This window comes from Pseudomonas sp. AP42, assembly GCF_001728935.1.
GTDB lineage: Bacteria > Pseudomonadota > Gammaproteobacteria > Pseudomonadales > Pseudomonadaceae > Aquipseudomonas > Aquipseudomonas lactis.
On sequence record NZ_LYSO01000013.1, the window covers coordinates 12,355 to 39,096 of the forward strand.

The 26,742-nt window shown below is 59.0% G+C and carries 19 protein-coding genes; 8 read left to right on the forward strand and 11 right to left on the reverse strand.

Annotation, left to right across the window (positions count from 1 at the left end):
- Nucleotides 1–15: 15 nt before the first annotated feature.
- A complete protein-coding gene (gene treP / locus A7K61_RS07295; protein ID WP_069557277.1) occupies nucleotides 16–1,458 on the reverse strand; it encodes a PTS system trehalose-specific EIIBC component in 1,443 nt (480 codons plus the stop codon).
- Nucleotides 1,459–1,712: 254 nt separating this feature from the next.
- Between treP and treR the strand changes: the two genes are divergently transcribed.
- Both treR and A7K61_RS07305 read left to right on the forward strand, forming a co-directional pair.
- Nucleotides 1,713–2,417 carry a trehalose operon repressor gene (gene treR / locus A7K61_RS07300; protein ID WP_032895407.1) on the forward strand — a complete coding sequence of 235 codons (705 nt, stop codon included), beginning with the start codon at nucleotides 1,713–1,715 and terminating at the stop codon, nucleotides 2,415–2,417.
- 14 nt (nucleotides 2,418–2,431) lie between these two features.
- Nucleotides 2,432–3,202 carry an APH(3')-II family aminoglycoside O-phosphotransferase gene (locus A7K61_RS07305; protein ID WP_083263060.1) on the forward strand — a complete coding sequence of 257 codons (771 nt, stop codon included), beginning with the start codon at nucleotides 2,432–2,434 and terminating at the stop codon, nucleotides 3,200–3,202.
- A gap of 219 nt (nucleotides 3,203–3,421) precedes the next feature.
- On the opposite strand, the gene A7K61_RS07310 is transcribed toward A7K61_RS07305, so the two are convergent.
- The 7 genes from A7K61_RS07310 to A7K61_RS07340 all read right to left on the reverse strand — a co-directional run bounded on the left by A7K61_RS07310 (nucleotide 3,422) and on the right by A7K61_RS07340 (nucleotide 11,867).
- Nucleotides 3,422–4,327 carry a LysR family transcriptional regulator gene (locus A7K61_RS07310; RefSeq protein ID WP_069557278.1) on the reverse strand — a complete coding sequence of 302 codons (906 nt, stop codon included), beginning with the start codon at nucleotides 4,325–4,327 and terminating at the stop codon, nucleotides 3,422–3,424.
- A 151-nt stretch (nucleotides 4,328–4,478) separates the two neighbouring features.
- Nucleotides 4,479–5,252: an SDR family oxidoreductase gene (locus A7K61_RS07315; protein ID WP_069557279.1), complete on the reverse strand. Its 774-nt coding sequence runs from the start codon at nucleotides 5,250–5,252 to the stop codon at nucleotides 4,479–4,481.
- 116 nt (nucleotides 5,253–5,368) lie between these two features.
- The gene (locus A7K61_RS07320; protein WP_069557280.1) at nucleotides 5,369–6,823 is read right to left on the reverse strand and encodes a TrkH family potassium uptake protein; all 1,455 of its coding nucleotides are present in this window, start codon (nucleotides 6,821–6,823) and stop codon (nucleotides 5,369–5,371) included.
- A 244-nt stretch (nucleotides 6,824–7,067) separates the two neighbouring features.
- Nucleotides 7,068–8,645, reverse strand: a complete 1,578-nt coding sequence (guaA, locus tag A7K61_RS07325) for a glutamine-hydrolyzing GMP synthase (RefSeq protein WP_003193997.1) — start codon at nucleotides 8,643–8,645, stop codon at nucleotides 7,068–7,070.
- 80 nt (nucleotides 8,646–8,725) lie between these two features.
- Nucleotides 8,726–10,195 (reverse strand): IMP dehydrogenase, encoded by a 1,470-nt coding sequence (gene guaB / locus A7K61_RS07330; protein WP_069557281.1) that lies wholly within the window; start codon nucleotides 10,193–10,195, stop codon nucleotides 8,726–8,728.
- A 218-nt stretch (nucleotides 10,196–10,413) separates the two neighbouring features.
- A complete protein-coding gene (locus tag A7K61_RS07335) occupies nucleotides 10,414–10,962 on the reverse strand; it encodes a sugar ABC transporter ATPase (protein ID WP_069557282.1) in 549 nt (182 codons plus the stop codon).
- Between the two features lie 137 nt (nucleotides 10,963–11,099).
- Complete coding sequence (locus A7K61_RS07340; protein ID WP_044268074.1) at nucleotides 11,100–11,867, reverse strand: sulfite exporter TauE/SafE family protein; 768 nt, start codon at nucleotides 11,865–11,867, stop codon at nucleotides 11,100–11,102.
- 101 nt (nucleotides 11,868–11,968) lie between these two features.
- Between A7K61_RS07340 and A7K61_RS07345 the strand changes: the two genes are divergently transcribed.
- From A7K61_RS07345 to leuA, 6 genes are all read left to right on the forward strand, one after another.
- On the forward strand, nucleotides 11,969–12,859 hold the full coding sequence (locus A7K61_RS07345) for a LysR family transcriptional regulator (protein ID WP_069557283.1): 891 nt from the start codon (nucleotides 11,969–11,971) through the stop codon (nucleotides 12,857–12,859).
- 10 nt (nucleotides 12,860–12,869) lie between these two features.
- Nucleotides 12,870–14,249, forward strand: coding sequence for an exodeoxyribonuclease VII large subunit (gene xseA, locus A7K61_RS07350; RefSeq protein ID WP_044268078.1), 1,380 nt, complete (start codon nucleotides 12,870–12,872; stop codon nucleotides 14,247–14,249).
- A gap of 3 nt (nucleotides 14,250–14,252) precedes the next feature.
- Entirely contained in the window at nucleotides 14,253–15,074 is an 822-nt protein-coding gene (locus A7K61_RS07355; RefSeq protein WP_069557284.1) for a M23 family metallopeptidase, read from the forward strand.
- 285 nt (nucleotides 15,075–15,359) lie between these two features.
- Complete coding sequence (locus A7K61_RS07360; RefSeq protein WP_069557285.1) at nucleotides 15,360–16,574, forward strand: hypothetical protein; 1,215 nt, start codon at nucleotides 15,360–15,362, stop codon at nucleotides 16,572–16,574.
- A 410-nt stretch (nucleotides 16,575–16,984) separates the two neighbouring features.
- Nucleotides 16,985–20,959 (forward strand): membrane-targeted effector domain-containing toxin, encoded by a 3,975-nt coding sequence (locus A7K61_RS07365; protein WP_256557719.1) that lies wholly within the window; start codon nucleotides 16,985–16,987, stop codon nucleotides 20,957–20,959.
- A 365-nt stretch (nucleotides 20,960–21,324) separates the two neighbouring features.
- Nucleotides 21,325–23,004, forward strand: coding sequence for a 2-isopropylmalate synthase (leuA, locus tag A7K61_RS07370; protein WP_014719812.1), 1,680 nt, complete (start codon nucleotides 21,325–21,327; stop codon nucleotides 23,002–23,004).
- A gap of 200 nt (nucleotides 23,005–23,204) precedes the next feature.
- Here leuA and A7K61_RS07375 read toward each other — a convergent pair whose 3' ends face one another.
- The 3 genes from A7K61_RS07375 to der all read right to left on the reverse strand — a co-directional run bounded on the left by A7K61_RS07375 (nucleotide 23,205) and on the right by der (nucleotide 26,736).
- Nucleotides 23,205–23,996: an amidohydrolase gene (locus A7K61_RS07375; protein WP_032897777.1), complete on the reverse strand. Its 792-nt coding sequence runs from the start codon at nucleotides 23,994–23,996 to the stop codon at nucleotides 23,205–23,207.
- Nucleotides 23,984–25,132: a pyridoxal phosphate-dependent aminotransferase gene (locus tag A7K61_RS07380; protein WP_069557287.1), complete on the reverse strand. Its 1,149-nt coding sequence runs from the start codon at nucleotides 25,130–25,132 to the stop codon at nucleotides 23,984–23,986. The genes A7K61_RS07375 and A7K61_RS07380 overlap by 13 nt, the downstream gene beginning before the upstream one ends.
- 134 nt (nucleotides 25,133–25,266) lie before the next feature.
- Nucleotides 25,267–26,736, reverse strand: a complete 1,470-nt coding sequence (der, locus tag A7K61_RS07385; RefSeq protein WP_003194008.1) for a ribosome biogenesis GTPase Der — start codon at nucleotides 26,734–26,736, stop codon at nucleotides 25,267–25,269.
- Between the last annotated feature and the right edge of the window lie 6 nt (nucleotides 26,737–26,742).

Below are 26,742 nucleotides of genomic sequence, written 5' to 3' on the forward strand. Positions count from 1 at the left end.
CTGCGATAGCGACCTTCAGGCGACCCGGTAACCAGGCCGAACGATCTTCATGCTCAACACGCACGTCAGCGCAAACGGCACGACCATCGCCACGACCATGCCAATCACGAACATCGGAATGGCGCTCGGCACAATCGAGATAAACCCGGGCAGCCCACCGACGCCGATGGCCGAGGCCTGCACCTTGTTCAACGACAGGAAAATACTGCCCAGCGCCGAGCCCAGCAGCGCGGCATAGAACGGAAACTTGAAGCGCAGGTTCACGCCGAACATCGCCGGCTCAGTGATGCCGAAGTAAGCGGAAATCGCCGAGGTCGAGGCCATGCTTTTGTCCCGCGCGTTGCGGGTCATGTAGAACACCCCAAGGGCGGCGCTGCCCTGGGCCAGGTTGGACATGACGATCATCGGCCAGATAAAGGTGCCGCCCTGGGTGGAAATAAGCTGCAGGTCGACCGCCAGGAACATGTGGTGCATGCCGGTGATCACCAGCGGCGCGTAGAGCAGGCCGAAAATCGCGCCGCCGATCATCGGGGCGATCTCGAACAGCGTCACCAAACCTTCGGTGATCAGGATGCCGAGGTGACGGGTCACCGGGCCGATGATCGCCAGGGCGAGCACACCGGTGACGACGATGGTGGTGATCGGCACGACCAGCAGTTGGATGGCATTCGGCACCCTCGCCCGCAGCCACTTTTCGATCACGCTCATGACAAAGGCCGCCATCAGGATCGGCAGGATCTGCCCTTGATAGCCGACTTTCTCGATCTGGAACCAACCGAAGATATCGAAGTACGGCAGGCTCTGGCCGTCGAGGCCAGCGACCGCCTTGCCGTAGTTCCAGGCGTTGAGCAGGTCCGGGTGCACCAGCATCAGGCCCAGCACGATGCCGAGGATTTCACTGCCGCCGAACCGCTTGGCCGCCGACCAGCCCACCAGCGCCGGCAGGAACACGAAGGAGGTGTTGGCCATCAGGTTGATCAGGCTCCACAGGCCATCCAGGTTCGGGTAGGCCTCCAGCAGCGTCTTGCCTTCGATGAACATGCCCTTGGCGCCCATCAGGTTGTTCACGCCCATCAACAGGCCCGCGATGATCAGCGCGGGCAGGATCGGCATGAATACATCGGAGAACACCCGCACCAGACGCTGCATGGGGTTGGTCTTGTCGCCGCCGGCCTTCTTGACGTCGGCAATGGTCGAGGCGGCCAGGCCGGTCAGTTCGCGCAGGGCGGCGTAGACCTTTTCCACTTCGCCGGGGCCGATCACCACCTGGAACAGGCCACCGGTAAAGAACGACCCTTTGACCAGGTCTACCTGGTTCAGCGCACTGCTGTTGACCAGGCTGGGGTCCTTGAGCGCCAGGCGCAGGCGGGTCACGCAATGGGCGGCCTGCTCAAGGTTTTCGCGGCCCCCGAGGTTGTCGAGAATCTCGCGGGCAATCGTTGAATAGTCGTGGCTCATGCTCGTTTTCCACTGTGATTGTTTTTATGGGTGGCAGTCGTTGGCAGCACGCCGAGAAGGGAAAAGTACTCGTCTGTACGAGTTAAATCAACAACTCGTCTGTACGAGTTACACTTTTGTTTATGCCTGCGAGCTTTCTGTCAGATTTTTCCCCAGCTCGCACCGCTGTCCAATGGACAAACCCCACCTCTGCCACTATGGTTCCTGCCTTGAACGCGCAGTCCACCTTCATAACGCCGGGCAAGAGCCATCCCATGAGCAAATACAACCAGATCTATACGGATCTGCTTGCCAGCATCACCACCGAACGCCTGCAACGCGGTACGCGCCTTCCCTCCGAAACCGAATTGATGGACGCCTACCAGGCCAGCCGTGGCACCGTGCGGCGCGCCATCGAGCAGTTGCAGGAACGCGGCTTTGCACAAAAAATCCACGGCAAGGGCACCTTTGTGTTGTCGCCCAACCCGATTGAGTTCCAACTGGGCGGCATCGTCAGCTTCCACGAGACCCACGCCGACCTGGGTGATGACGTACGCACCGAGGTGGTCGAGTTCACCCAGATCCCACTGGAAGGGTCACTGCTGCAACACATCGAGGCCGAGCCCGGCACCCTGATCACGCGCATCAAACGGGTACGCCGCATCGGTGGCAAACGGGTGATCCTGGACATCAACCATTTCATCAGCGACCTGATTCCCGGCCTGGACCGCGACATCGCCGAGCAGTCGATCTACGCGTTTATCGAGCAAACGCTGCAGCTGCAGATCAGCTACGCGCAACGCACCATCGAAGCCTTGCCGCGCAGCAAGGACGACCAGGCGCATCTGGATCTGGATGGGCAAAGCCATGTGATTGTGGTGAGCAACCAGACGTTTTTGCAGGATGGAAGGCAATTCGAGTACACCGAGTCGCGGCATACGTTGGATAAGTTTTACTTTTCGGATGTGGCGCGGCGCTAAAGCCAGAGACAGCGATGAATATCCCCCAAAAATGGCGTGAACAATTCCCCCATGCGCTGATTGAACAACAGGCCATTGGTGAATCGCGCGCTGACGTCTTTCGCCTGCACCAAGACAGTGGCACGGATCTGTTCCTGAAATCCGAGCCCCTCGAGGAACACGGTGAGTTGGCAGACGAAATTGATCGGCTTAGGTGGCTGCAGCACATGGGTCTGTCGGCGCCTGCGGTCTTGGATGAAGTTAAAGAGGTCCATCGCCATTGGTTACTGATGACCGCCGTACCGGGACGGGACCTGGCCAGCACCAACGAGCTTCCTGCCGGGCAAATCATTCACATCCTGGCGACCGCGCTGCGTGCTTTACACCAGTTACCCGTGGCCCTCTGCCCCTTCGATCACTCCCTTGAGCTGCGCATTGCACGCGCACGGGAGCACGTCAGTGCCGGCCTCGTGGACGAGGCAGACTTCGATGACGAGCGACTGGGGCAAAGCGCTGAGGATGTGTTTGCCGAACTGGTGGCGACTCAGCCAAAGACTCATGATCTGGTAGTGACCCATGGCGACGCGTGCCTGCCGAATTTCATGGCAGCAGAGGGTTGCTTCAGCGGCTTCATCGACTGTGGACGCCTCGGGGTCAGCGATCGGTTCCAAGACCTTGCCCTGGCAGCACGAAGTATTGAACGCAACTTGGGGCAGGAATGGGTGAAGCCATTTTTCGAGGTTTATGGCGTTGAGCCCGATGAGCAGCGTATGAAGTTCTATTGTCTGCTGGATGAGTTTTTCTGACACTGAGCGTACTGTCGATACCCTCTCTACACCCTCAGTTTAAGTCGTAGTGCCGCCACTTACAGGACACAAAGCAACCCGTGGCGAGGGAGCCTGCTCCCGCTGGGTCGCGAAGCGCCCCCTCTTTTGTTACCCCAACTGGCACAGACGGTGTTTGCGCCTGATCAAGGGACAACACCGTTCGATACGGATTTGATTCGATCACTACTTCTCTAATAATCAGCGGTCAAGGTGAGGTTGCACCAAGCCCTGGAACCACTCGAGGAATGCGTTAAGACGACGCGAACGTTGCCTGCGGTTCGGATAGACAAGCGATACCTGCATCGGCGCGGCACGACAGTCGGGCATAACCTCAACCAGTTCGCCTGCGTCGAGCAGGTGCTGAACGTCAAATCTGGGAATCTGGATCAATCCCACCCCCGAGACGCAACAGGCGATGTAGCTTTCAGCGTTGTTGACAATCACCCGACTGGGTACGACAAGCTGCCGCTCCTCACCCGACACATAGCAGTCCCAGGGAAGCTCCCGCCCTGTGGAAGGCGAGGCATACCCCACGCAAAAGTGTCCTTGCAGCAGATCATCCGGCTTGGCCGGCACACCATGCTCGTGCAGGTAGCCTGGGCTGGCGCAGTTGATCAATGCGATATGACCCAAGGGAAGCGCGACCAGACTGCTGTCGTGCAGCGCTCCAATCCGCACGGCACAGTCAACACCCTCCTGCACCAGATCAATCGCGCGATCGGTCGAACCCAACGCCAACTGGAGGCGAGGATAGCGGCGCAAAAAGCCTGGCAACGCAGGGGCAATCAGCCGACGAGCAATACGGCTAGGCACGTCCACATTCAGACGCCCCGAAATCTTGCGTTGGCTGGCATGAAATAACTGATCAATGTCTTCCGCGTCGCAAAGGAACAGACGCACCCGTTCCAACAATTGCACACCATCAGCGGTCAGCCGCACATGTCGCGTCGTTCGGTGCAGCAAGCGCGTGCCCATGGTCGATTCGAGTTGCTGCACAGCAGCCGACACCGACGCCCGCGGCACTTGCAGCGCATGGGCAGCGTTGATGAAACTGCCCATCTCGGCAACCTGAACAAATATGCGGTACTGATCGAGCCTATCCATTCATCCCTTTCCATAGCGCCCGCTCTAACTGAGGAGGCGCAACACCCCCTCATCCAGCAAAACCAAGGCATTCATCGTACTCGCACCCCGCCACCGGGGTGCTGTCCGTTGGTGATTTTTCCTTATATCGGCAAAACGGTGCCGCCGCGGCTTATTTGGTGGTGTACCCACCATTAATGAGGATGGTCTGTCCAGTAATCCACCATCCGTCGCTTACCAAGTGCCGAATAAAGGGCACTACATCCTGGATGTCGGTCAGGCCAGTTTTGCTGGATGTTGAAAGCGCCGCAGCCGTCTTGTGATACGCCACTGCATCGGCACCCTCGGCCGGATAGAAAAATGGCGTGTCCATCGGGCCTGGGCCGACCGCCGTCACCGAAATACCGCGCGCACCGAACTCCTTGGAGGCGGCGCGAGTGAAATGCTCCACGGGCGCTTTTGTGCCTGCGTAGGCGGCATAGAACGGCGTAAAAGCGCCCAGCAGCGAGGTCACTACGGTGCAGATCTTGCCGTTGTCGTTGAGGTGCTTGCCGGCTTCCTTGAGAAAAAAGAAAGCGGTCTTCGAATTGACTGCCGTCATCTCGTCGTACTCCGCCTCGCTGATTTCGGCCATTGGCTTCTTGAGCACCTTACCGACGGTATTGATGGCGATGTCGGGCTTGCCGACAGCAGCGACAGCATCGGCGAACAGTTTTTCGACGGCGCCGGCCGTTGTCAGGTCGCCCTGCAACGCCACAGCCTGCGCACCGCTGGCTTGCACTGCGGCGACAGTTGCATCGGCATCGACCTTGGACGCCGCGCTGTTGTAGTGGATCGCGACAGCCTTGGCGCCCTGAGCGGCCAGGTCGCGCGCGATCAACCCCCCAAGATTCTTGGCGCCGCCAGCGATTAGAACGACTTTGCCTCGGATGGAATGGTCTGTCATGGGGGAATCTCCTTCTTCACGATTCGATGGAGAGTTCAGCTTAGGCGGCTTCACCCAGCGCGATAAACCACCGCTGGCTGGATGAATAATCCAGAAAAACAACCTAATCCAGAATTTCAGTACCTTCTGAAAACCGGAGTTATGAGTACCAGCACCGTCAGGATTTCCAACCTTCCCAGAAGCATTCCAACGGTAAGTAACCATTTGGCCGCATCCGGCAATGATGAAAAATTGCCGGCCGGCCCAATGATGGTGCCCAGGCCTGGCCCGACGTTACACACCGCCGTGGCGGCGCCGCTCAACGCGGTTATCCAATCAAGCCCAATGAGAGCAAGGCCCAAAGCGATAACGGCAATCGTGATGGTGAAGAAAAACGAAAAGGTTAAAAGCGAGCGCACAATCTCCTCGTCGATAGGATGGCCGTTGTATTTTTTCTGAATCACGGCTCGAGGATGGATCAACTGCTTCAAGCTGCTGACCAGCAGAGCGGCAGCTACTTGAAATCGGAAGATTTTAAGACCGCCTGCCGTTGAGCCGGAACAGCCTCCGACAAAGGTTAAATAGAAAAACAGCAAGACCGCGAAGCTGCCCCACAAGGTGTAGTCGCCCACCGCAACGCCAGTGGTCGTGACCACCGAGGTCACATTGACGGCCACGATACGAAACGCATCCCACCATCCATGATCGCTGTGAACGTGCAGCCAGGTACCCACAGCCAGCGATGTGATGAGCAAGAATCCAATAAATCCGCGCACCTGGTGATCCCTGATCAACGCACGCCGATTACCTCGCAATGTTGCAACGTACAAGGTGAATGGCAGGCTGCCCAGAACCATGATGGCTACTGCCACCCAGTGAATCGCTGGTTGCGTCCAATGCCCAAGAGAGGCGTCCGAGGTTGAGAATCCTCCGGTAGAGATCAGCGACATCGCATGGTTGACCGCTTCAAATGGCGTCATTCCAGCGAGCCAGAGCGACAGGGTTCCGAGGCCCGTAAGCCCCAGATAGAGCAAAAGAATGTACTTGGCTGCCACATGGGAGCGAGGGGTCACTTTCTCAGACCAATCTGAGGACTCTGTCTGGAACAGACGCATCCCGCCGATGCGCAAAAGTGGAAGAATCGCCACAGCCATGCCGATAAAACCGATGCCGCCCAACCAATGGAGCATCGAACGCCAGATCAGCAATCCGGGAGATGCACTATCCAGACCGCTGAGTACGGTCGAGCCAGTGGTTGTGATGCCAGACATCGTTTCAAAGAAGGCGTCGGTGTAACTGATATGACTGATGAATACCATGGGTAACGCGGCGAACGTGCACACAACTACCCAGCTTGCGGTAGCCAGCAAGTACATGTCCCTTGGGCGAAGATGGCCAGTATCGGGGCGCCCTCGCACGATCAACAGAAGACCGCAAATAAGCGTAATCAAACTCGCCCAGAGGAAGGCCGAGAGATCGTCGCTGCGCTCATAGACCACCAGCGTAATCATGGGAATAGCCATGCTGACGGCCAGCGTGATCAAAAAAATACCTAAGATGAAGCCGATTAGCCGAATTGCTGCGAGTGACATCACAGTAGCGTTCCGAAATGAGCACCGCGCAGTATCGGATGCCCCCCCCAAACAGGCTGCGTAAATTCTCCGTAAAATTTTTACGCGCAATCCGTCAGGCGACGTGTGTCAAAGGGGCAGCCGCCCATACCTGGAGATGCACAAAGCGGCTGAAAGTGCCAACCCCAAAAAGCCAAAAGCCCGCAATTACGCGGGCTCCAGGGCATTTTTTGCTAGTGGGTGCCGGACAATGCCGGGCGTCCCATCATTCCCACTCAATCGTCGCCGGCGGCTTGCTCGACACGTCATAGGTCACGCGGGAAATACCTTCGATCTCATTGATGATACGGCCGCTGACCGTCTCCAGCAGTTCGTAAGGCAGGTGTGCCCAACGCGCTGTCATGAAGTCGATCGTCTCTACGGCACGCAGTGCAACAACCCACGCGTAACGGCGGCCATCGCCGACAACGCCAACCGATTTCACCGGCTGGAACACCACGAATGCCTGGCTGACCTTGTGGTACCAGTCGGCCTTGCGCAGTTCTTCGATGAAGATGTGGTCGGCGCGACGCAGCAGGTCGGCGTATTCCTTTTTCACTTCACCCAGGATACGCACGCCCAGGCCCGGGCCTGGGAATGGGTGGCGGTAGACCATGTCGTACGGCAGGCCCAGTTCCAGGCCCAGACGGCGGACTTCGTCCTTGAACAGCTCGCGCAGCGGTTCTACCAGCTTGAGGTTCATTTCCTCAGGCAGGCCACCCACGTTGTGGTGGGATTTGATCACGTGGGCCTTGCCGCTCTTGGCGCCGGCCGACTCGATCACGTCGGGGTAGATGGTGCCCTGGGCGAGGTACTTGATGTTGTCCAGTTTGGTGGACTCGGCATCGAATACGTCGATGAAGGTGCGGCCGATGATCTTGCGCTTCTTCTCCGGGTCGGACTCGCCGGCCAGGTTGTTGAGGAACTGGTCCTCAGCGTTGGCGCGGATCACCTTGACGCCCATGTTCTCGGCGAACATGGCCATCACTTGCTCACCTTCGTGCAGGCGCAGCAGGCCATTGTCGACAAATACGCAGGTCAGCTGGTCGCCGATGGCCTTGTGCAGCAAGGCCGCCACAACCGAGGAGTCAACGCCGCCGGACAGGCCGAGCAGCACGTTGTCGGTGCCGACCTGGGCGCGCACCTGGGCGATGGCGTCTTCAGCGATTTTCGACGGGGTCCACAGGGCTTCACACTCGCAGATGTCGAGGATGAAACGCGACAGGATGCGCCCACCTTGCTTGGTGTGGGTCACTTCCGGGTGGAACTGCACGCCGTAGTAGCGACGCTCGTCGCTGAACATGCCAGCGATCGGGCAGCTTGGGGTGCTGGCCAGGATGTGGAAGTCTTCCGGCATCTTGGTGACCTTGTCACCGTGGCTCATCCACACGTCGAGGCCGAACAGGCCGTCGGCGTCGATGTGGTCTTCGATGCCATCCAGCAGGCGGCTCTTGCCAACCACGTCGACACGGGCATAACCGAATTCACGCAGCTCGGAACCTTCAACCTTGCCGCCCAGTTGCTCGGCCATGGTCTGCATGCCGTAGCAGATGCCGAACACCGGCACGCCCAGGTCGAATACCGCTTGCGGGCAGCGCGGGCTGTTGGCTTCGTGAACGGACTCGGGGCCACCGGCGAGAATGACGCCTTTAGGTGCGAATTCGCGGATCGCTTCATCGTCCATGTCGAACGGGTGCAGTTCGCAGTACACGCCGATTTCACGCACGCGGCGGGCGATCAGCTGGGTGTACTGGGAACCGAAGTCGAGGATCAGGATGCGGTGGGCGTGAATGTCGAGGGCCATGAAGTCAGTCTCGTCTAATGAATCAGAAACAACTCGGGGCTGAAGAACAGCCCCGGTTACTTAACATTTTGCTGGAAGGCTCAACCTACACGGTAGTTTGGCGCTTCCTTGGTGATCTGCACGTCGTGGACATGGGACTCAGCCATGCCGGCGCCGGTGATCCGCACGAACTCTGGCTTGGTGCGCATTTCTTCGATGTTGGCGCTGCCGGTGTAGCCCATCGAGGAACGCAGGCCGCCCATCAGTTGGTGGATGATCGCGCTCAGGGTGCCTTTGTACGGCACACGGCCTTCGATGCCTTCCGGTACGAGCTTCTCGGCGCCTGCCGAAGAGTCTTGGAAGTAACGGTCGGAAGAGCCCTGCGCCTGGGACATGGCGCCCAGCGAACCCATGCCACGGTAAGCCTTGTACGAACGGCCCTGGAACAGTTCGATCTCGCCTGGCGCCTCTTCGGTACCGGCAAACATCGAGCCCATCATCACGCAGGAGGCACCGGCAACGATGGCCTTGGACAGGTCACCGGAGAAACGGATGCCGCCGTCGGCGATCAACGGTACGCCTGTGCCTTCAAGGGCAGCGGCAACGTTGGCGATGGCGCTGATCTGCGGCACGCCGACACCGGCAACGATACGCGTGGTGCAGATGGAGCCTGGGCCGATACCGACCTTGACTGCATCGGCGCCCGCTTCGGCCAGGGCCTTGGCGGCAGCGCCGGTGGCGATGTTGCCGCCGATCACCTGCACGTCAGGGAAGTTCTGCTTGACCCAACGCACACGGTCGATCACGCCTTTGGAGTGGCCGTGGGCGGTGTCGACCACCACCACGTCAACACCGGCAGCGACCAGGGCCGAGACGCGGTCACCGGTGTCTTTACCGGTACCGACCGCAGCGCCAACGCGCAGACGACCTTGGTCATCCTTGCTGGCCAGCGGGTAAGCCTTGGCTTTTTCGATGTCGTTGACGGTCATCATGCCTTTGAGGGCGAATTTGTCGTCGACGATCAGCACGCGCTCGATGCGGTGCTTGTGCAGCAGTTCGCGCACATCGTTCTTGTCGGCGCCTTCCTTGACGGTGACGAGGCGCTCTTTAGGCGTCATCACTTCGCGGACGGTGACTTCAAGGCGGTTCTCGAAACGCACGTCACGGGAAGTGACGATGCCGACCAGGTCGCCATCGTGCAGCACCGGAACGCCGGAGATGTTGTGCATGCGAGTGAGTTCGAACAGATCACGCACGGTGGCCTCAGCTTCGATGGTGATCGGATCTTTCACCACGCCGGCTTCGTAACGCTTGACCTTGCGCACTTCGGCAGCTTGCTGCTCGATGGTCATGTTCTTGTGGATGATGCCGATGCCGCCTTCCTGAGCCATGGCGATTGCCAAACGGGCTTCGGTGACGGTGTCCATGGCAGCAGAAACCAGGGGAATATTCAGCTCGATGCCACGGGTTAGGCGGGTCTTGAGACTGACTTCGTTAGGAAGCACCTCGGAATAACCGGGCACTAGGAGAATGTCGTCGAATGTCAGAGCTTCTTGGCTGATACGCAGCATCGCGGGGGCTCCCGAGCGGGAAAATGGAAGCGCGCCATTATATACATGCACCCTGCCGGGCTCAATGTAAAACTCTGACAAACTTGGTAATACTGATAGATGGAGAAAACCCACAGCTTTTTCTGTAGGAGCGAGCTTGCTCGCGAAGGAGGCAAAGGCACCGCGTTAAATCAGACTCACCCCGTTATCGTTGACGATTTTCGCGAGCAAGCTCGCTCCTACAGCTCAACTTTGACCCAGGCAATCTTCTGGTCCAACCAGTCGGCAAACTCGTCGATAAAGCTCTGCTTGAAGCCCGCCTCCGCCCAGTTGTTGAAGATAAAGCCCAGGTTGGAAAACCCGCATTCCTGCAGGAACAGGAAGCCATTGATGTCGTCTTCATGCCCACATAGCGGGCAGGTGAAGTTATCGGTGTGGCCAGGCATCCAGTCTTCCAGGCTTTCAAACAGCGCCTCGCCGACTTCCTTGAGGCACTCCGGGCAGCCAGCTTCTTCGAGGAACCCCTTGGCCGGCGTGTAGATGCAACGCTTGTAGATGATCTCCAAACCGTTGACCGGCTCGTTGAATGGCAGCGCCTCGGGGTGCAGCACCACGGCGCGGGCACCATCGGCCAGGGCATAGCCCATGCGGTTGCCGGTGCGGCCGCAAGTGGTGAGCTCTTCCTTGATGATGTTCTTGCGCACCAGCCAGCGCACGATTGCCCGGGCGCGGGGTTCGTGGACGGGTAAGGTGGAGATTTTCGGGGCAAGGATGCTTTGGGAGTTCATGGGAGTCCTGCGGTGTGGCTATTGGCGCCATCGCGGGCAAGCCCGGCTCCCACAGTTGATCGCATTCCAATGTGGGAGCCGGGCTTGCCCGCGATGACGCCCGGGAGGACGGCAGCTTAATCCCTGAAAAAATGAGGTCAAGTACTCAAATACCGCCCGATCAACGCAATACCACTGGCCAATACCAACCAGGTCACCAACCGCACGAACGCCTCACGGGACAACCGCATCGTCAGCCTGCGCCCACACCACAACCCCAGAACCATCGCCGGCAACAGACAAACCGCCAACATCAATAACGGCCAATCGGCATACACCCCGGCAATCAGGAACAGACTCAAACGCACGACCGTGCTGCAACTGATCAGCGCGCTTTGCGTAGCCCGCGCTGCGTCCTTGGGCAAACGGCTATTCAGATAGATCGCATATAAAAAGCCGCCACTGCCAAATAGCGCACCAAACAGGCCACCCACAGTGCCCATGGGAATCGACCAGCCCGCCGCCAACTGAGTCGGCCGTGCTTTCACCGCCAGGCTGTAAATCGCGTAGGCGCTGATAAACAGCCCCATCAACAACAGCAGCAGGTCCGAATGCAGGTTAAGCAAAAACACCACGCCCAAGGTGCAGCCGATGGCCATGCAGGGCAGCAACCGCAACAGTTCCGGCTTGTTCACATCGCGCCGGGTTTGCAACAGGCCGCCAAACGCCGCGACAAAGTCCAGAAGCACCAGCAACGGGATGATCTTCGACAGCGGCATGAATAGAATCAGGATCGGCCCCGCCACCAGCGCGGTGCCGAATCCGGCAATGCCGAACACGATGTAAGCCACCGTCACGCCCAGGCCGATCACCAGCCAATCAACACCGCCGAACGACCACTGGCTCATCAGCTCAACCGGGCTCATGACTTATTCCTTCTATTTCAGATGCCACTCACTTTAGCCATCGACGAGTGTTGCGACTAATATCTTCAAAGCTCGCTACCCATCTCAAAAAGGCATGACTTGTGATCTCCACTCGCCAACTGCGTTATTTCGTCGAAATCGCCGACAGCGGCAGCTACAGTGCCGCGGCCGAACGCCTGTTCGTGGCGCAATCGGCGTTGAGCCGGCAGATCAAGGCGCTGGAATCCCACCTGCAAACCCCGCTGTTCGAACGCACGGCACGCCAGCCACGGCTGACGGCCGCCGGCGAAGCCTTCTACCCACGGGCGCGCAACCTGCTGAGTGAGTTGCTCAAGGCCAGCGACCTGGCGACGCAAGTGGGCCATGGTCAACTCGGCACCCTGCGCCTGAGCCACTCGAGCACCGTGCCGATGAGCGGCGCCTTACTGCAAGGCATCAGCATGTGGCTGGAGCGCTGCCCGGGTGTGTCGATGGATATCGTCAAGCTCTCCTCCGAAGCCCAACTGGAAGAAATCGCCGAGGGGCGCCTGGACGTCGGCCTGCTGCGGTTGCCGGTGTTGCGCCAGCGCGAAGGCGTGCGCGTGGTGCCTTTGTACACCGAGCCGTTGGCGCTAGCAGTGCCGACGGGTCACCCGTTGGCACGTGGCAACGCAGCGGTCGAATTAATGCAACTCAAGGACGAGGCGTTTATTTCGATCCCCCACCCTCAGCGCGGCGGGCTGAGTTATCTGTCAGCCGAATTGTGCATGCGCGCCGGTTTTTTCCCCAAGGCTGCGCGGGTGATGTCGCGCAAGACCACGCAGTTGCAATTAATCCAGGCCGGTTTCGGTATTGCCTTGTTACCAAAATCCATGCAGGACATTGCCCCGCCCAATGTGCATTTTTTGCCCTTGGCCGACCCGGACTGCCACAGCACCGTAGCGCTGGCCTGCGCGCAAGCGCCAAACGCGCTGGTGGAGCAATTCTGTCAAACCCTGCACGAATGCCTATAAACTGCCGCCCATGATTAAAGATCCTTTTGCCCGCTTGGGCCTGGACCGCGAAGTCCTGACTGTCAGCCAACTCAACGGCCGTGCGCGGGTGTTGCTGGAAGACGTATTCACCAATATCTGGGTGGAAGGCGAGATCTCCAACCTCGCCCGCCCGGCTTCCGGTCATGTGTATTTCACGCTCAAGGACAGTGGCGCCCAGGTGCGTTGCGCGCTGTTTCGCAATAACGCGGCGCGGGTACGCCAGGCACTGAAAGACGGCCTGGCGGTGAAGGTGCGCGGCAAGGTCTCGTTGTTCGAGGGCCGTGGCGATTACCAACTGATCCTCGACACCGTGGAGCCGGCCGGTGATGGTGCGCTGCGCCTGGCCTTTGATGCTTTGAAGGAAAAACTCAGCGCCGAAGGCCTGTTCAGTGCCGAACGCAAAGTGGCGCTGCCGGTGCATCCTCGGCGCATTGGCATTATCAGCTCGCCCACCGGTGCGGTGATTCGCGACATCATCAGCGTGTTCAGCCGGCGTGCGCCGAACATTGAACTGACCCTGATTCCCACAGCAGTGCAAGGCCGCGAAGCGATCGCGCAGATTGTGCGAGCACTGAAACTCGCGGACGCACGCGGTTTCGACGCGCTGATCCTGGCCCGTGGCGGCGGCTCCCTAGAAGACCTCTGGTGTTTCAACGAAGAAGCGGTGGCCCGCGCAATCGATGCCTGCGTTACCCCTATCGTCAGTGCCGTCGGCCATGAAACCGATGTGTCCATCAGCGACTTCGTGGCGGACGTGCGCGCCCCTACTCCCTCCGCCGCCGCAGAGTTGCTCGCCCCCGACGCCAGCCACCTGGTGCGCCAGGTAGAAAACCTGCAGCGCCGCCTGGTGATGCTGATGCGCAACCGCCTGAGCCACAGCCGCCTGCGCCTGGAAGGCATGGCCCGCCGCTTGCGTCACCCTGGTGAGCGCTTGCGCCAACAGGCCCAGCGCCTGGATGACCTGGACATGCGCTTGCGTCGTGCGTTTGAGCGCAGCCTCAATACCCGTCGCGAGCGCTTGATCCGCCTGGAAACCCGCCTCGCCGGCCAGCACCCGGGCCGTCAACTGGCCCTCTTGCGCCAGCGCCTGGACAGCCTCGCCGAACGCCTGCCCCGCGCCATGCGCGAAGGTCTCAAGGCGCGGCGCCTGCAACTGCAAAGCCAGGTGCAGACGTTGCAGGTGGTCAGCCCGCTGGCAACCCTGGGCCGTGGCTACAGCATCCTGTTGGACGAGCGCGGCCAGGCGATTCGCAACGCCGCACAAACCCACACCGGTCAGCGCCTCACCGCGCGCCTGGGTGAAGGCCAATTGCAAGTGCGGGTGGAAGACAACCACCTGACACCCGTCACCCTTTCATTATTGGATTGATCGATGCCACGCCTACTGAGCCTGTTGATGCTGTTGTGCCTCACGTTTAACGCCCACGCCGACAGCTACATCACGCGAACCCTGAACAAACCCGTGCCTGGCGGCGTGGCCGTCGTCGAACTAGGCCCTTCGGCCACGGCGCCGAAAGCCACCTACCAGGGCAAGCCGGTGCTGGTGGTCAAGGAGCAGGACAACTGGCTGGCGATTGTCGGCATCCCGTTGACGGTCAAGCCCGGTAACGAGCGCATCAGCAGCGGTGGGCGCAACCTGCCGTTTATCGTCGGCTACAAGAAGTACCCGGAACAGCGCATCACCTTGAAAAACAAAAGCCAGGTCAACCCCGACCCGGCCCAGCTCAAGCGCATCGAAAATGAGCTGGCCGTGCAGATCAAGGCTTACCGCAGTTTCAGCCCGAACCTGCCGAGCAACCTGGTACTGGATAAACCGGTGAACGGGCCGTTGTCGAGCAAGTTTGGCGTGCGGCGCTTCTTCAATGGCGAAGAGCGCAACCCACACTCGGGCCTGGACTTCGCGGTGCCAGCCGGTACGCCGATCAAGACGCCTGCGAACGGCAAGGTGATCCTGGTGGGCAATTACTTCTTCAACGGCAACACGGTGTTCGTCGACCATGGCCAGGGCTTTATCAGCATGTTCTGCCATATGTCCAAGATCGACGTGAAGGTGGGCCAGCAACTGGTGCGCGGCGCAGTGGTGGGCAAGGTCGGCTCGACAGGCCGTGCGACCGGGCCGCATATGCACTGGAACGTCAGCCTCAACGAGGCCCGGGTAGACCCGGCGATATTCATCGGCGCGTTTCAACCCTGATTTTTATCCAATGCCCTGGCACAGGGCATACCTCTTTCCTTACATTTGCAGCCGGAACCAACCCAACACACCCCATCACTTACCTGGCGACTTACAAGGACCGTAACGACACCATTTCCATTAAGTGATGAGGTTGTTTCTATGCTTGCGCCAGCCAGTTCTACAGTCCAAACCCCTTTGGATCAGCATCGACCCTTTCACCAACCTGCCGGAACACCGACACCCCACCTAGAAAAAAGCCAGGCCGCCCCGTTCGTAGCGTCTTCGACCTACGCACCAGACGATTTGCCTGTACCCGATTCGCCAAGTACGCCACCTGCCGCCGTCACACCTCCACGCAATAGCAGCCTCATAGAGCAACACAACGAAGCCGCCCATGCGATACAACAGCTCTACAAAGAGCAACCGAACTTCAAGACTTTCCTGCAGCAACAACTGGCCACACTGTTTCCCGACCAGCCCCACCTCAATGTTGCAGACCTCACCTTCAAGCGTTGGCGCAAGCAAAACGATGGCAGTATAAAAACGCTGTCTGTAGAACCCTTTCTCGACGCACTGCATAAAGAAATCCAGGAACAGCTGCGTAACCCTGGGAACAAAGCAGGCGAAGGCAACAACCTATACGGAGATTTTTTCACCCGGGGCAGCACCGGTGTGCCGCCCACCCTGGTTACCCCTTCGCACTCACTGCACACGATTGCCCAGCGCATCGTCCAATACGCGACCACGCAACAGAAGTTCTGGACCACGCCTCGCCAAAGCCCGCACAACCCGCACGTGCGAACCGCACCACAGAACGAACTGTTGGCCTTGTACAAGCAGCAACTGGCAACCGTGGCCGCAGCGCGCGCCAACGATGGCACCTTGAGCCCGGCGAGCAAACAACTGATCGACACGGCGCTGCAATACCCCACCTTGGCCGCGCGGGAAAATGCCTTTGCTGACGGTGCCCGCCCTGGGGTGTACCCACTCACCGTGGATGACGGTACTGAACGGGGGAATAGCGCCAGCGGGGTGGATGGGGTATGGCAGACGCCCGCTGATGCGAAAAAGTATAAACGCGGTACGCCTACACGCGATGACGTGCTCGCTGCCGCGCAACAACATGGTATTAAAATCGTAGGTCTCGAACATGAACATATGACGATGCACATAACCCGAACGCCCATAGGTGAAGCAGGTAACGCGGCGCACACCACTGACCGGCTGCGTGAGTTCAATTACTTTGCCAGCAAGATTATTCAGCAGACCCCCCCTGGGGAAAAGTGGATCGCCGTAGTGGGAAGAAGGCACATGAACACCACCCAGGGCGTCCCCGGCATCGCTGAGCAAACCGGGGCCGTCAGCGTAGGCGTGTATGACGCACCGCAAGGCGCCAGCAGTAATGCCGTCAAAAACGCCGGCTCGCGTCCGGCACCTGAAGAAAAGTTCGCCGCCGATGCAACGGTGGGGGACTACCAAGTCCACCAGAACGTCGACCCCTACCTCAAAACGTCTTGATCAACCTGACGACGGCGCGCTGACTGAATCAGCGCGCCACGCCACACACCTGCCCGCCTTTACCATCGCCCCCTCAAAAGCGGTGACTTCGAAGCAAGCTGTTGCACACCTCTTACAGTTGCGACGGGAACCATCCGACATCCACCACCCACCTATTCCACAACTTACACGGAGCGTAATGAGCATGACCTGACCAGTGGAAATCCGAAACCTGTGAGACTCATTCTATGTACTCTCTGACCCAAGCGTTGGCAGCACGACACGCACAACAAGTCCTGATCGATTCTGCGGTTCCTGCATCCCCCGCTCTTCCCACGCCGTCTAGTACGACACAAGCGCTTGCTCGCGCTTCAACCTACGCCCCCGACACTCCCCCCGTCCCCACTTCGCCCGGCATAGCCAGCGCGCAAATGCGTTACCCCCACCTGGAGAAACATTTCAAACCCAGCAAACAATTAGCCTACACCGTTGAACACGCCCTCCTGACGGAGGACATGCAGCGCCTGCACAACCAACAGCCAAGCTTCAAAGCCTTCATACAGGCGCAACTCGAGGAAGCATTCCCCGCCGTCCGGCCTCTGGACGCCGAGACAATGAGCATCAATCGTTACCGCATTAACGGCAATGAGGTGTCACAGGAGTCATCCGAACCGCTAATGACCGCCCTGGCCAGGATGGTCCAAGACATCCTGGCTAATCCCGACAAACTGATCAGCCCTGAGCGCGACATACACACCCAATTCACTCATCGCACCAGCCTGGACGACGATCTGGCACTGCCCGCCGCCACCACGAGCACCTTGCAAACCATCGCGCGCAGCATCGCCACGCAGTACCCACAAGCCATTGAACGCTATTGGAACACCGCCAGCCCGGTGCATGAAGACCCGAGCAAGCACGAGTCGCCATTGAATCAGCTGTTGACCCTGCACAAACGCCAATTGTCGATCCTGGCAGCCTTGCGTGTCAGCGATCAAACCCTCAGTCCAGAAAGCAAAGCACTGATCGACGACGCGCTGCGATACCCCACGTTGGATGCCCGCGAGAAAAACTTCGCCGATGGTGATCGACTGGGTGTGTACCCCATCACGGTCGATGACAAAACCGAACGCGGCGCGATGTTGGCGGGCGCGTTTCTTATCACCAAAAACGACGGCTCACAGGCCCTGCCGCCTACCTGGCCGAATGGGCGCACCCTTGAACTCAACGACACTCATGGCCCCGTCGTGCTGTACACACCCGGCGAAGGATTCGAAGAGTTTGCAACGCCCGCCCAGGCACGTCAGGCACTGGCCGAGCGACTGGATCAAGGCGGCACCGCGGCCCAGCTATTGCTACAAACCCTGCCAGCGGCCCTGCAAAACCGGGCTGACGGTTTCTCCGGCGATGACCTGATGCGCAGCGCCTCGCCATCGTCCGGGGATGTGTTGGCAGAAGCCGTGGCTTGGATGGTCAGGCGCCAGCAAGCAGAAACCAAGGCCGGTTTGGACAACGCATTGGCGCCAGGCAGCACCACCAGCCCTTTGCTCGACAACGCCTCAGCCCAAGGCATCGATCACGCGGCTGACTGGTCGTATCTGCTCGATGGCAGCAATGCGATGCTGGCCCGGGATGCGAGACTGACTGACAAAAACCAACCGCAATGGTTGAAGAACCTGTCTGCGGTTCAAGAAGCGGTGTTTTTGCATTTGGAGCGTGTGCAAGAGAAAAGCCTGGAGACACTGGCGCCACTGCTCGCAAAAATCCCGTCACTGGGAGACTTCTCACGGGACAGACTGAATGCGGCCATCAAGAAGCAGTACCCGAACGCAGCGGTCGATGCTGACCAATTAAAGGTACAGATACACACCCGCACCGGCATCCAGGGTGGGCGTGGGACTGGCCAGCCGCTTTATGACAAACAGCACTCCGTCTCGCTGACCGACCTGGCGCTGGACAATCCCAGTGGTTTTCCAGCCATCGAGAGGGGCACGTTTACCGATGTAAAAATGACCCTGGCATTGCTCGACACGCAAGGCAGGCCCGTACTGGACGCGGCTGGCAAGCCGGTGATCCTGGACACCGACGCGCTTAAAAAGCTGGTCAATACCGTCGATGTCGGCGGCGAATACACCAAGCTGCTCAAACAGGAGATGGCCACTGACACCGAGGTTGGCAGCGCCGCGCAATTGCGTACAGCCTGGAAAGCCAACCTGGAAGACGCGATGGCCAAGGAGGCGTTTTTATCAGAACTCAATCCCGACGCTTACACGGAAAAAGCCCAGCAAGACACTAGCACCAAGCGTGCGGTGCAGTGGGTTGATGCGGTAGTGGACCACCCCAATCCCGTCACGCGCCCCCAAGTGGATGGAAAAAACATCGTGGCCAACAGCCTTGTCCACCGTGGGTTGGCGGTGCAAGGCGTGATGGTGATCGGCAATCAGACGGACTCGGCATTGGTGCTTTACACCCCCAAGGCTCCCGACGGCATCACCTTTCGCGAAGTGGCGGACCACAAAGCCCTGGACGCTCTTCTGGCTAAAGGTGAGTGGGCGTCCTATATCGCAAAAAGAAAATCACCCGTCAGTAAAGATGACATCGCGCAATTCAAAGAAGCCCTTAAAGAAAAGGCATACAACCCTCTGACGCTGATCTCCCCTGAACTGATCATTTCATCGGTCAAGCTACTGGGCAGTGCGATCAGCCTGAAGCCGATCGAAGGCGATGTTCAGGAACACCTGTACACACAACACGTGCAGATGGTGCTCGACCGAGCGGATCATCAGTCGGTAAGCAGCGAGGAAGTGGCGAAGCAATCCACCCTCAACAAAATCGAGTTCGGCCTCGAAGTGGCCTTGATCTTCGCGGACCTGATACCCGTGATCGGTAAAGGGGTGTCCTCAGGTGTTCGACTGGGTAAAGCCGGTGTGACTGCGCTGCGCGCCAATAGCAAGATCTTGCCGCACTTGATCAGAAAACCTGGCTTGGCACGCACGATCTACAGTGACTTCAGCCTGGCTGCCACAGGCATCTCCAATCTTCGTGCGGCCCCCATGCGACCGGTATTCAGAGCCACCGGCCAAGCCGGCCCGCTGGTGGCACGCTCGGGCCCCAGAGCGCTGCCGGCGCCCGCCATCCCTCCCACGGCAGTCGCCTCCACCAGCAGCGGCGTCACCACCGTCGCCACGCGCCCCTCGACCACGGTCGCCGTGCCAAACCGCGACCTGAGTGCTTACGCCGTAGCCGACGACGTCATCCGTGGGGCGCACCTAGGGTCCAACGGCACCTATAACGTCGGTGGTAATTGGTATATACGGTACACCGACGTTACCGGAGAAAACCGGGTTTATCAGATCCACTCAGCGTTCCACGCCTCCAGCGGGCGGGTCGATATCATCAACCCCAATGCCCCGGCGACGGCTTCCAGAAGCGAGAGGACAGTGGCGTTTCTGCAATCGGCAGGAAATGGTGAATGGCGACTCAATCAGATGACGGGTGGCGTTCAACCAGGCAATGCTCTGCCCCAAGCCCCTGAGCGATATATGGATAGAGTGCTCTCGGGGGCAGCTGCCGATGACTTTGTAAACCCAACGGATGCGACAGTCAGAACTATCCGCAGATGGCACAGGCGCGATATGAAGGCCCACTACAAAAAACTCCGAAAAGCAGGAGCGACTCAACGGCCTTCCGTACCTGCACTGACGTCCAAGAGCACCTCGCCGAAAATGGCCATTGAGAATATTCTTTCTCAACCGGGAGTACGCGGCATCGTAATCGGTGAATCACACAATGACCCTGCACCTTTTCAACTGCTGATTGATCAGATGCAAACTTTCGCCAATAGCGGTGTGACCACCATTTACCTTGAAGGCGCCCCGTTTATTGAAGGCTCTTCGAGATTAAATGCTTCGGCGTTAACAGAGGCTCATGCTCAATACCTGTCACCTCGCCACTATGACCCCGAATATACGGGCGGCCCCACGATGCTGGACGTCATCATCGAAGCCAGAAAACACGACATTAACGTCATAGGGCTCGAGCATTACGAATTGACCCTGCACTCCGGGAAGGCCGCCGCATGGAGAGCCCAACCCGGTTACCTGAACGAACGCCTTCCAGAGTTCAACTATTTCGCGTCACAAATCATCCAGAAAACCCCACCTTGGGAAAGATTCGTGAGCGTTGTGGGTAGCGCGCATATGAATAATTTTGTGGGTGTGCCGGGCATTGCGGAACAGACCGGAGCGGTCGGGATATCCGTATCATCCGCCTTGAAAGGCACCTCAAGCCGAGTTCGTCAGCCTCCCCATACCAAGCCTGCCCCGATCAAACTCACACGGGGCGGCAACTTTCGACCCGTTGGAGACGTGAACATCGAATACAACATAGATGGCCTGCTCGTCTGAGGGCTCCTTGCAAACACCACCACGCAGCCTTTGGGCTGCGTGGAGCACTATTGCTTACAAAAAACCAAACAGAGAATAAATATTAGAAAACCTGCAAATACCAACAATAAAAAACCAACAAATCAGAAAAAAATAGAAGTTATACCAATTTTTTTTCGATGCTTGCCATCCCTCAGTCTCGCGGTTAGGGTTGACTGCATGAAAACCTCTCACACCCTCATTCAGCTCCGCCAGCACCGCAGCCTGTGCCTCGTCAGCGCACGACTGCCAGGCTGAATCGATCTGCCTCGTCTTCACGTTTTATCCCCAATAACAGTACTACGGCAGGCCGCCTTTTCTCGGCCCCTACAACCAAGGATTTTCCGATGAGCATGCTCAAAGACCCGTCTTCGAAATACCGCGCGTTCCCGACCATCGACATCCCGGACCGTACCTGGCCGTCGAAAACCATTACCCAAGCGCCAATCTGGTGCAGCTCCGACCTGCGTGATGGCAACCAGTCGCTGATCGAGCCGATGGACGCGGTGAAAAAGCTGCGTTTCTGGAAGACCTTGGTAGCCGTTGGCGTAAAGGAAATCGAAGCCTCGTTCCCGGCCGCGTCGCAAACCGACTTCGACTTCGTGCGCACCCTGATCGAAGACAACCACATCCCCGAGGACACCACCATCCAGGTGCTGACCCAGGGCCGTGAAGACTTGATCGCACGCACCTTCGAATCCCTGCGTGGCGCCAAGAAAGCCATTGTGCATTTGTACAATGCCACCTCGCCGTCGTTCCGCCGCATCGTGTTCAACCAGGACAAGGACGGCATCAAGGCCATCGCGGTCAACGCCGCCAAGCTGTTCGTCAAGTACGCTGCCCAGCAGCCGGAAACCCAGTGGACCTTCGAATACTCCCCAGAGACGTTCAGCGCCACAGAGCTGGAGTTCGCCAAGGAAGTCTGCGACGCGGTGATCGAGGTGTGGAACCCGACGCCTGAGCACAAGATGATTCTCAACCTGCCAGCCACTGTCGAGTGCGCCACCCCGAACATCTATGCCGACCAGATCGAGTGGTTCGGTCGCCATATCAACCGTCGCGACAGCGTGATCATCAGCCTGCACACCCACAACGACCGTGGCACCGGCGTGGCGGCCACCGAGCTGGGCCTGATGGCCGGCGCCGACCGTGTGGAAGGTTGCCTGTTTGGCAACGGCGAGCGGACCGGTAACGTCGATTTGGTCACCGTGGCGCTGAACATGTACACCCAGGGCCTGGACCCGCAGTTGGACTTCTCCGACATTGACGGCGTGCGCAAAGTGGTCGAGGAGTGCAACCAGATCCAGGTGCATCCACGTCACCCGTATGTCGGCGACCTGGTGCATACCGCGTTCTCCGGCTCGCACCAGGACGCGATCCGTAAAGGCTTCTCCCAGCAGAAAGACGATGCCTTGTGGGAAGTGCCGTACTTGCCGATCGACCCGGCGGATATTGGCCGCAGCTACGAGGCGGTGATCCGCGTGAACAGCCAGTCGGGCAAGGGCGGCATCGCCTACCTGCTGGAGCAGGAATACGACATCAGCTTGCCGCGTCGCATGCAGATTGAGTTCAGCCAGGTGGTGCAGGCCGAAACCGACCGCGTGGGCCTGGAGATGACCGCGCCACAGATCTACGCCTTGCTGCAGCGTGAATACCTGCAAGCCAACACGCCGTATGCATTGGTCAGCCATCGTCTGCAGGAAGAGAACGGCAACAGTTTTGTCGAGGTGGAAGTCTCCGGCAAAGGCCAGGGCGAAACCAACCTGCACTGGAAAGGTAAAGGCAACGGCGCATTGGAAGCCCTGGTAGCGGGCCTGCCGATTGGTGTGGAGATCATGGACTACAACGAGCACGCGATTGGTGCGGGTACCAATGCCAAGGCGGCGGCTTACATTGAGCTGCGCGTGAACGGCGAACGCCCGGTGCATGGTGTGGGCATCGATGAAAACATCACTACCGCCAGCTTCAAGGCGCTGTTCAGTGCGCTGAACCGTTCGTTGAGCCAGTTGGAAGCCAAAGCGGCGTAGAGCTAGCGCTGCAATGCAAAAGGCCCCTGGGTAAGAATCCAGGGGCCTTTTTTGTTCGACGTCAGAGTTGTAGTGTTTGTGGGGCCGTCATCGCGGGCAAGCCCGGCTCCCACATTTGGACTGCATTTTTTCAGGTAACTCCAATCAACTGTGGGAGTGGGCTTGCCCGCGATGACGCCCTTGCAGGCGACAGATAAGCCTCAGACAAACTGAAAGCTATCGGCATCCAGGTTCGCCGGGAACCTCGTACGGTAAGCCGCCAGCTCCGCCGCATCCAGGATCACCTGAAACACCCCATCCGCCTCCCCTGCGCTCAGCAACGTCTCACCCTGGAAATCCAACACCTGGCTATCGCCGGTGTAGGCAAAGCCCTTGCCGTCGGTGCCCACCCGGTTCACCGCCGCCACATAGCACAGGTTTTCAATCGCCCGTGCCGGCAACAGCCGATTCCAATGCTGACGCCGCGCACCTGGCCAGTTGGCGGTGTACAGCAGCAGGTCCGTGTCCTGGGCATCGCGGCTCCACACCGGGAAGCGCAGGTCATAGCAGATCAGCGGACGAATGCGCCAACCCTTCAATTCGAACTGCACCTGGCGCTCGCCTGGGGTGTAATGGTCATGTTCACCGGCCATGCGGAACAGGTGGCGCTTGTCGTAATGCAACACCTCGCCATCCGGCCGCGCCCACAGCAGGCGGTTGCGGTGGCTGCCATCGGCGGCCTGGATGATCACACTGCCCGTTATCACGGCCTGATACTTTGCCGCTTGGGCCTGGAGCCAATGATGGGTGGGGCCGTTTTCCGGCTCGGCGAGGGCTGCTGATTCCATGGAAAACCCTGTGGTGAACATCTCTGGCAGCACGATCAAGTCGGCGCCTTTGGCCTGCTCCAGCAGCAACTCGAAGTGTTCGAAATTGGCCTGGCGGTCATGCCAGGCCAGGCTCGTCTGCACCAGGGCAATGTTCAGATTGGGCAATGTACTCAGATCACGCATAGTTTTTGCGCCGCATGTCGCAGCGTCTCCTCGCGTTTGGCAAAGCACAGGCGCACCAGGCGCTGGCCTTGGGGTGGGTGCTGGTAGAACACCGAAACCGGAATGGTCGCCACGCCATGTTCGCGGGTCATCCACAGGGACATGGCCACGTCATCCAGGTCTGGGCGAATCTGCGAGTAATCCACCAGTTGGAAGTAAGTGCCGGTCACCCGGGTGAAGCTCAAGCGCGATGGCGCCAGCAGGTCGCAGAACAAGTCCCGCTTGGCCTGATAGAAGGCCGGTAGTTCTTCGACATGCTCCGGGTGTTCGGCCATGAAGTCCGCCAAAGCGTACTGCAAAGGGGTGACACCGCAGAAGTTGACATATTGATGCACCTTGCGCAGTTCGGCGCTAAGGGCCGGTGGCGCGACCACATAGCCGGTCTTCCAGCCTGTGACGTGATAGGTCTTGCCGAATGAGCTGACCACGAACGCGCGCTGATACAGCTCCTCATGGGCCAATACACTGACATGGGGCACACCGTCGAACACCAGGTGCTCGTAGACCTCATCGCTGACCAGGTAGATATCGCGGTCGCGGATCAGTTCGGCCAACTGGCCCAGCTCGGCACGGCTGATCAAGGCGCCGGTGGGGTTGTGCGGGCTATTGAGGATGATCATGCGCGTACGCGGTGAAAGCGCAGCCTTGAGTTTCTCGAAGTCCAGGGCGAAGCCTTGCAGGCTCAGCTGCACATGCACGCAACGACCACCGGCCAGTTCAACCGAAGGCTCGTAGCTGTCGTAGCTGGGGTCGAACACGATGACTTCATCGCCGCTGTGAATCACTGCCTGGATCGCGCAGAAGATCCCTTCGGTGGCGCCAGGCGTGATGGTCACTTCAGTGTCGGCATTGACTGTGGCGCCATAGCTACGGGCAATCTTGGCAGCCACTTGCTGGCGCAGCGCCGGCAGGCCAGTCATGGGGGCGTACTGGTTATGGCCGAGGGCGATGTGCTTGCCCACCGCATCGAGCAAGCCTTGAGGGCCATTGAAATCGGGAAAACCCTGGGACAGGTTGAGCGCGCCGGTTTCGGCGGCGAGTTGCGACATGGTGGTGAAAATGGTCGTGCCGACGTTTGGCAGCTTACTGGTGATCATCAAAAGCCCCTGCAGGTGAGCCCCAAGTTTTAAGCTGCCTATTGCATCGGGTCAAGGCACAAACGGTCGCGCATAAAAAAGGGCTCCAAAGGAGCCCTTTTTTGCAGCGTGTCGCTTACCACTCAAAGCTGCCGTTATTTCTTGTCACGGCGCTTCTTGTCGGCCTTCTTGTGGTGAGTCATCAAACGACGCTTCTTGTTCACCTGACGGTCGGTCAGTGTGTTCTTATTGCCTTCGTACGGGTTATCGCCACCTTTGAACTCGATACGGATCGGCGTACCGACCAGCTTCAAGACACGGCGGTAGGTGTTTTCCAGGTAACGCACGTACGACTTGGGCACCTTCTCGATCTGGTTACCGTGAATCACGATAATCGGCGGGTTGGCACCCCCCAAGTGGGCGTAACGCAGTTTGATCCGGCGGTTGTTGACCATCGGCGGTGCGTGCTCGCCCACCGCGTCTTCCAGGATCTGGGTGAGGCGGTTGGTCGGCCAGCGGGTGACCGCAGACTTGAACGAGTTCTGTACGGACGCGTAGAGGTTGCCCACGCCAGTGCCGTGCAGTGCCGAGATGAAGTGGATATCGGCGAATTCGACGAAGAACAAGCGGCGTTGCAGCTCGATCTTGACGAAATCACGCTCGCTCGGCGTCATGCCGTCCCACTTGTTGATCGCGATCACCAGCGCACGACCGGCTTCCAGGGCAAAGCCCAGCAAGTTGAGGTCGTGGTCCACCACGCCTTCGCGGGCGTCCATCACGAAGATCACCACGTTGGCGTCTTTGATGGCTTGCAGGGTTTTGACCACGGAGAACTTTTCAACTTCTTCGTGGATCTTGCCGCGCTTGCGCACACCGGCGGTGTCGATCAGCGTGTACTTTTCCTCGTTGCGTTCGAACGGGATGTAGATGCTGTCGCGGGTGGTACCGGGCTGGTCATAGACGATAACGCGGTCTTCACCGAGCATACGGTTGACCAGGGTCGACTTGCCGACGTTCGGACGGCCAATGATGGCGATCTTGATACCGTCTTTTTCGCTCGGGCCAGGAATGCGCTTGGCTTCCTCGCCTTCAGCAACGATCTCTTCTTCGCCCTCTTCTTCCTCGACGTCATCCTTGGGGAAGTCGCGCAGGGCGATTTCCAGCATCTGGGTGATGCCACGACCGTGAGCACCGGCGACCGGGATCGCATCGCCCAGGCCCATCGGGCTGAATTCGGCACGCGCCGCCTCAGGATCGATGTTATCGATCTTGTTGGCGACCAGATAGGAACGCTTGTTGCGCTTGCGCAGGTGCTCGCCAATCATCTGGTCGGCAGCGGTGTAGCCCGCACGGGCGTCCACCAGGAACAGCACCACATCGGCTTCTTCGATAGCGAGCAGCGACTGCTCGGCCATCTTTTCGTCCATGCCATGCTCGTCACCGGAGATACCACCGGTGTCGACAATAATATAGGAGCGCCCTTGCCACTTTGCCTCACCGTATTGGCGATCACGGGTCAGACCGGACAAGTCGCCGACAATGGCGTCGCGAGTCCTGGTCAGGCGGTTGAACAAGGTGGACTTGCCGACGTTAGGTCGGCCCACCAGGGCGATTACGGGAACCATGCGGCT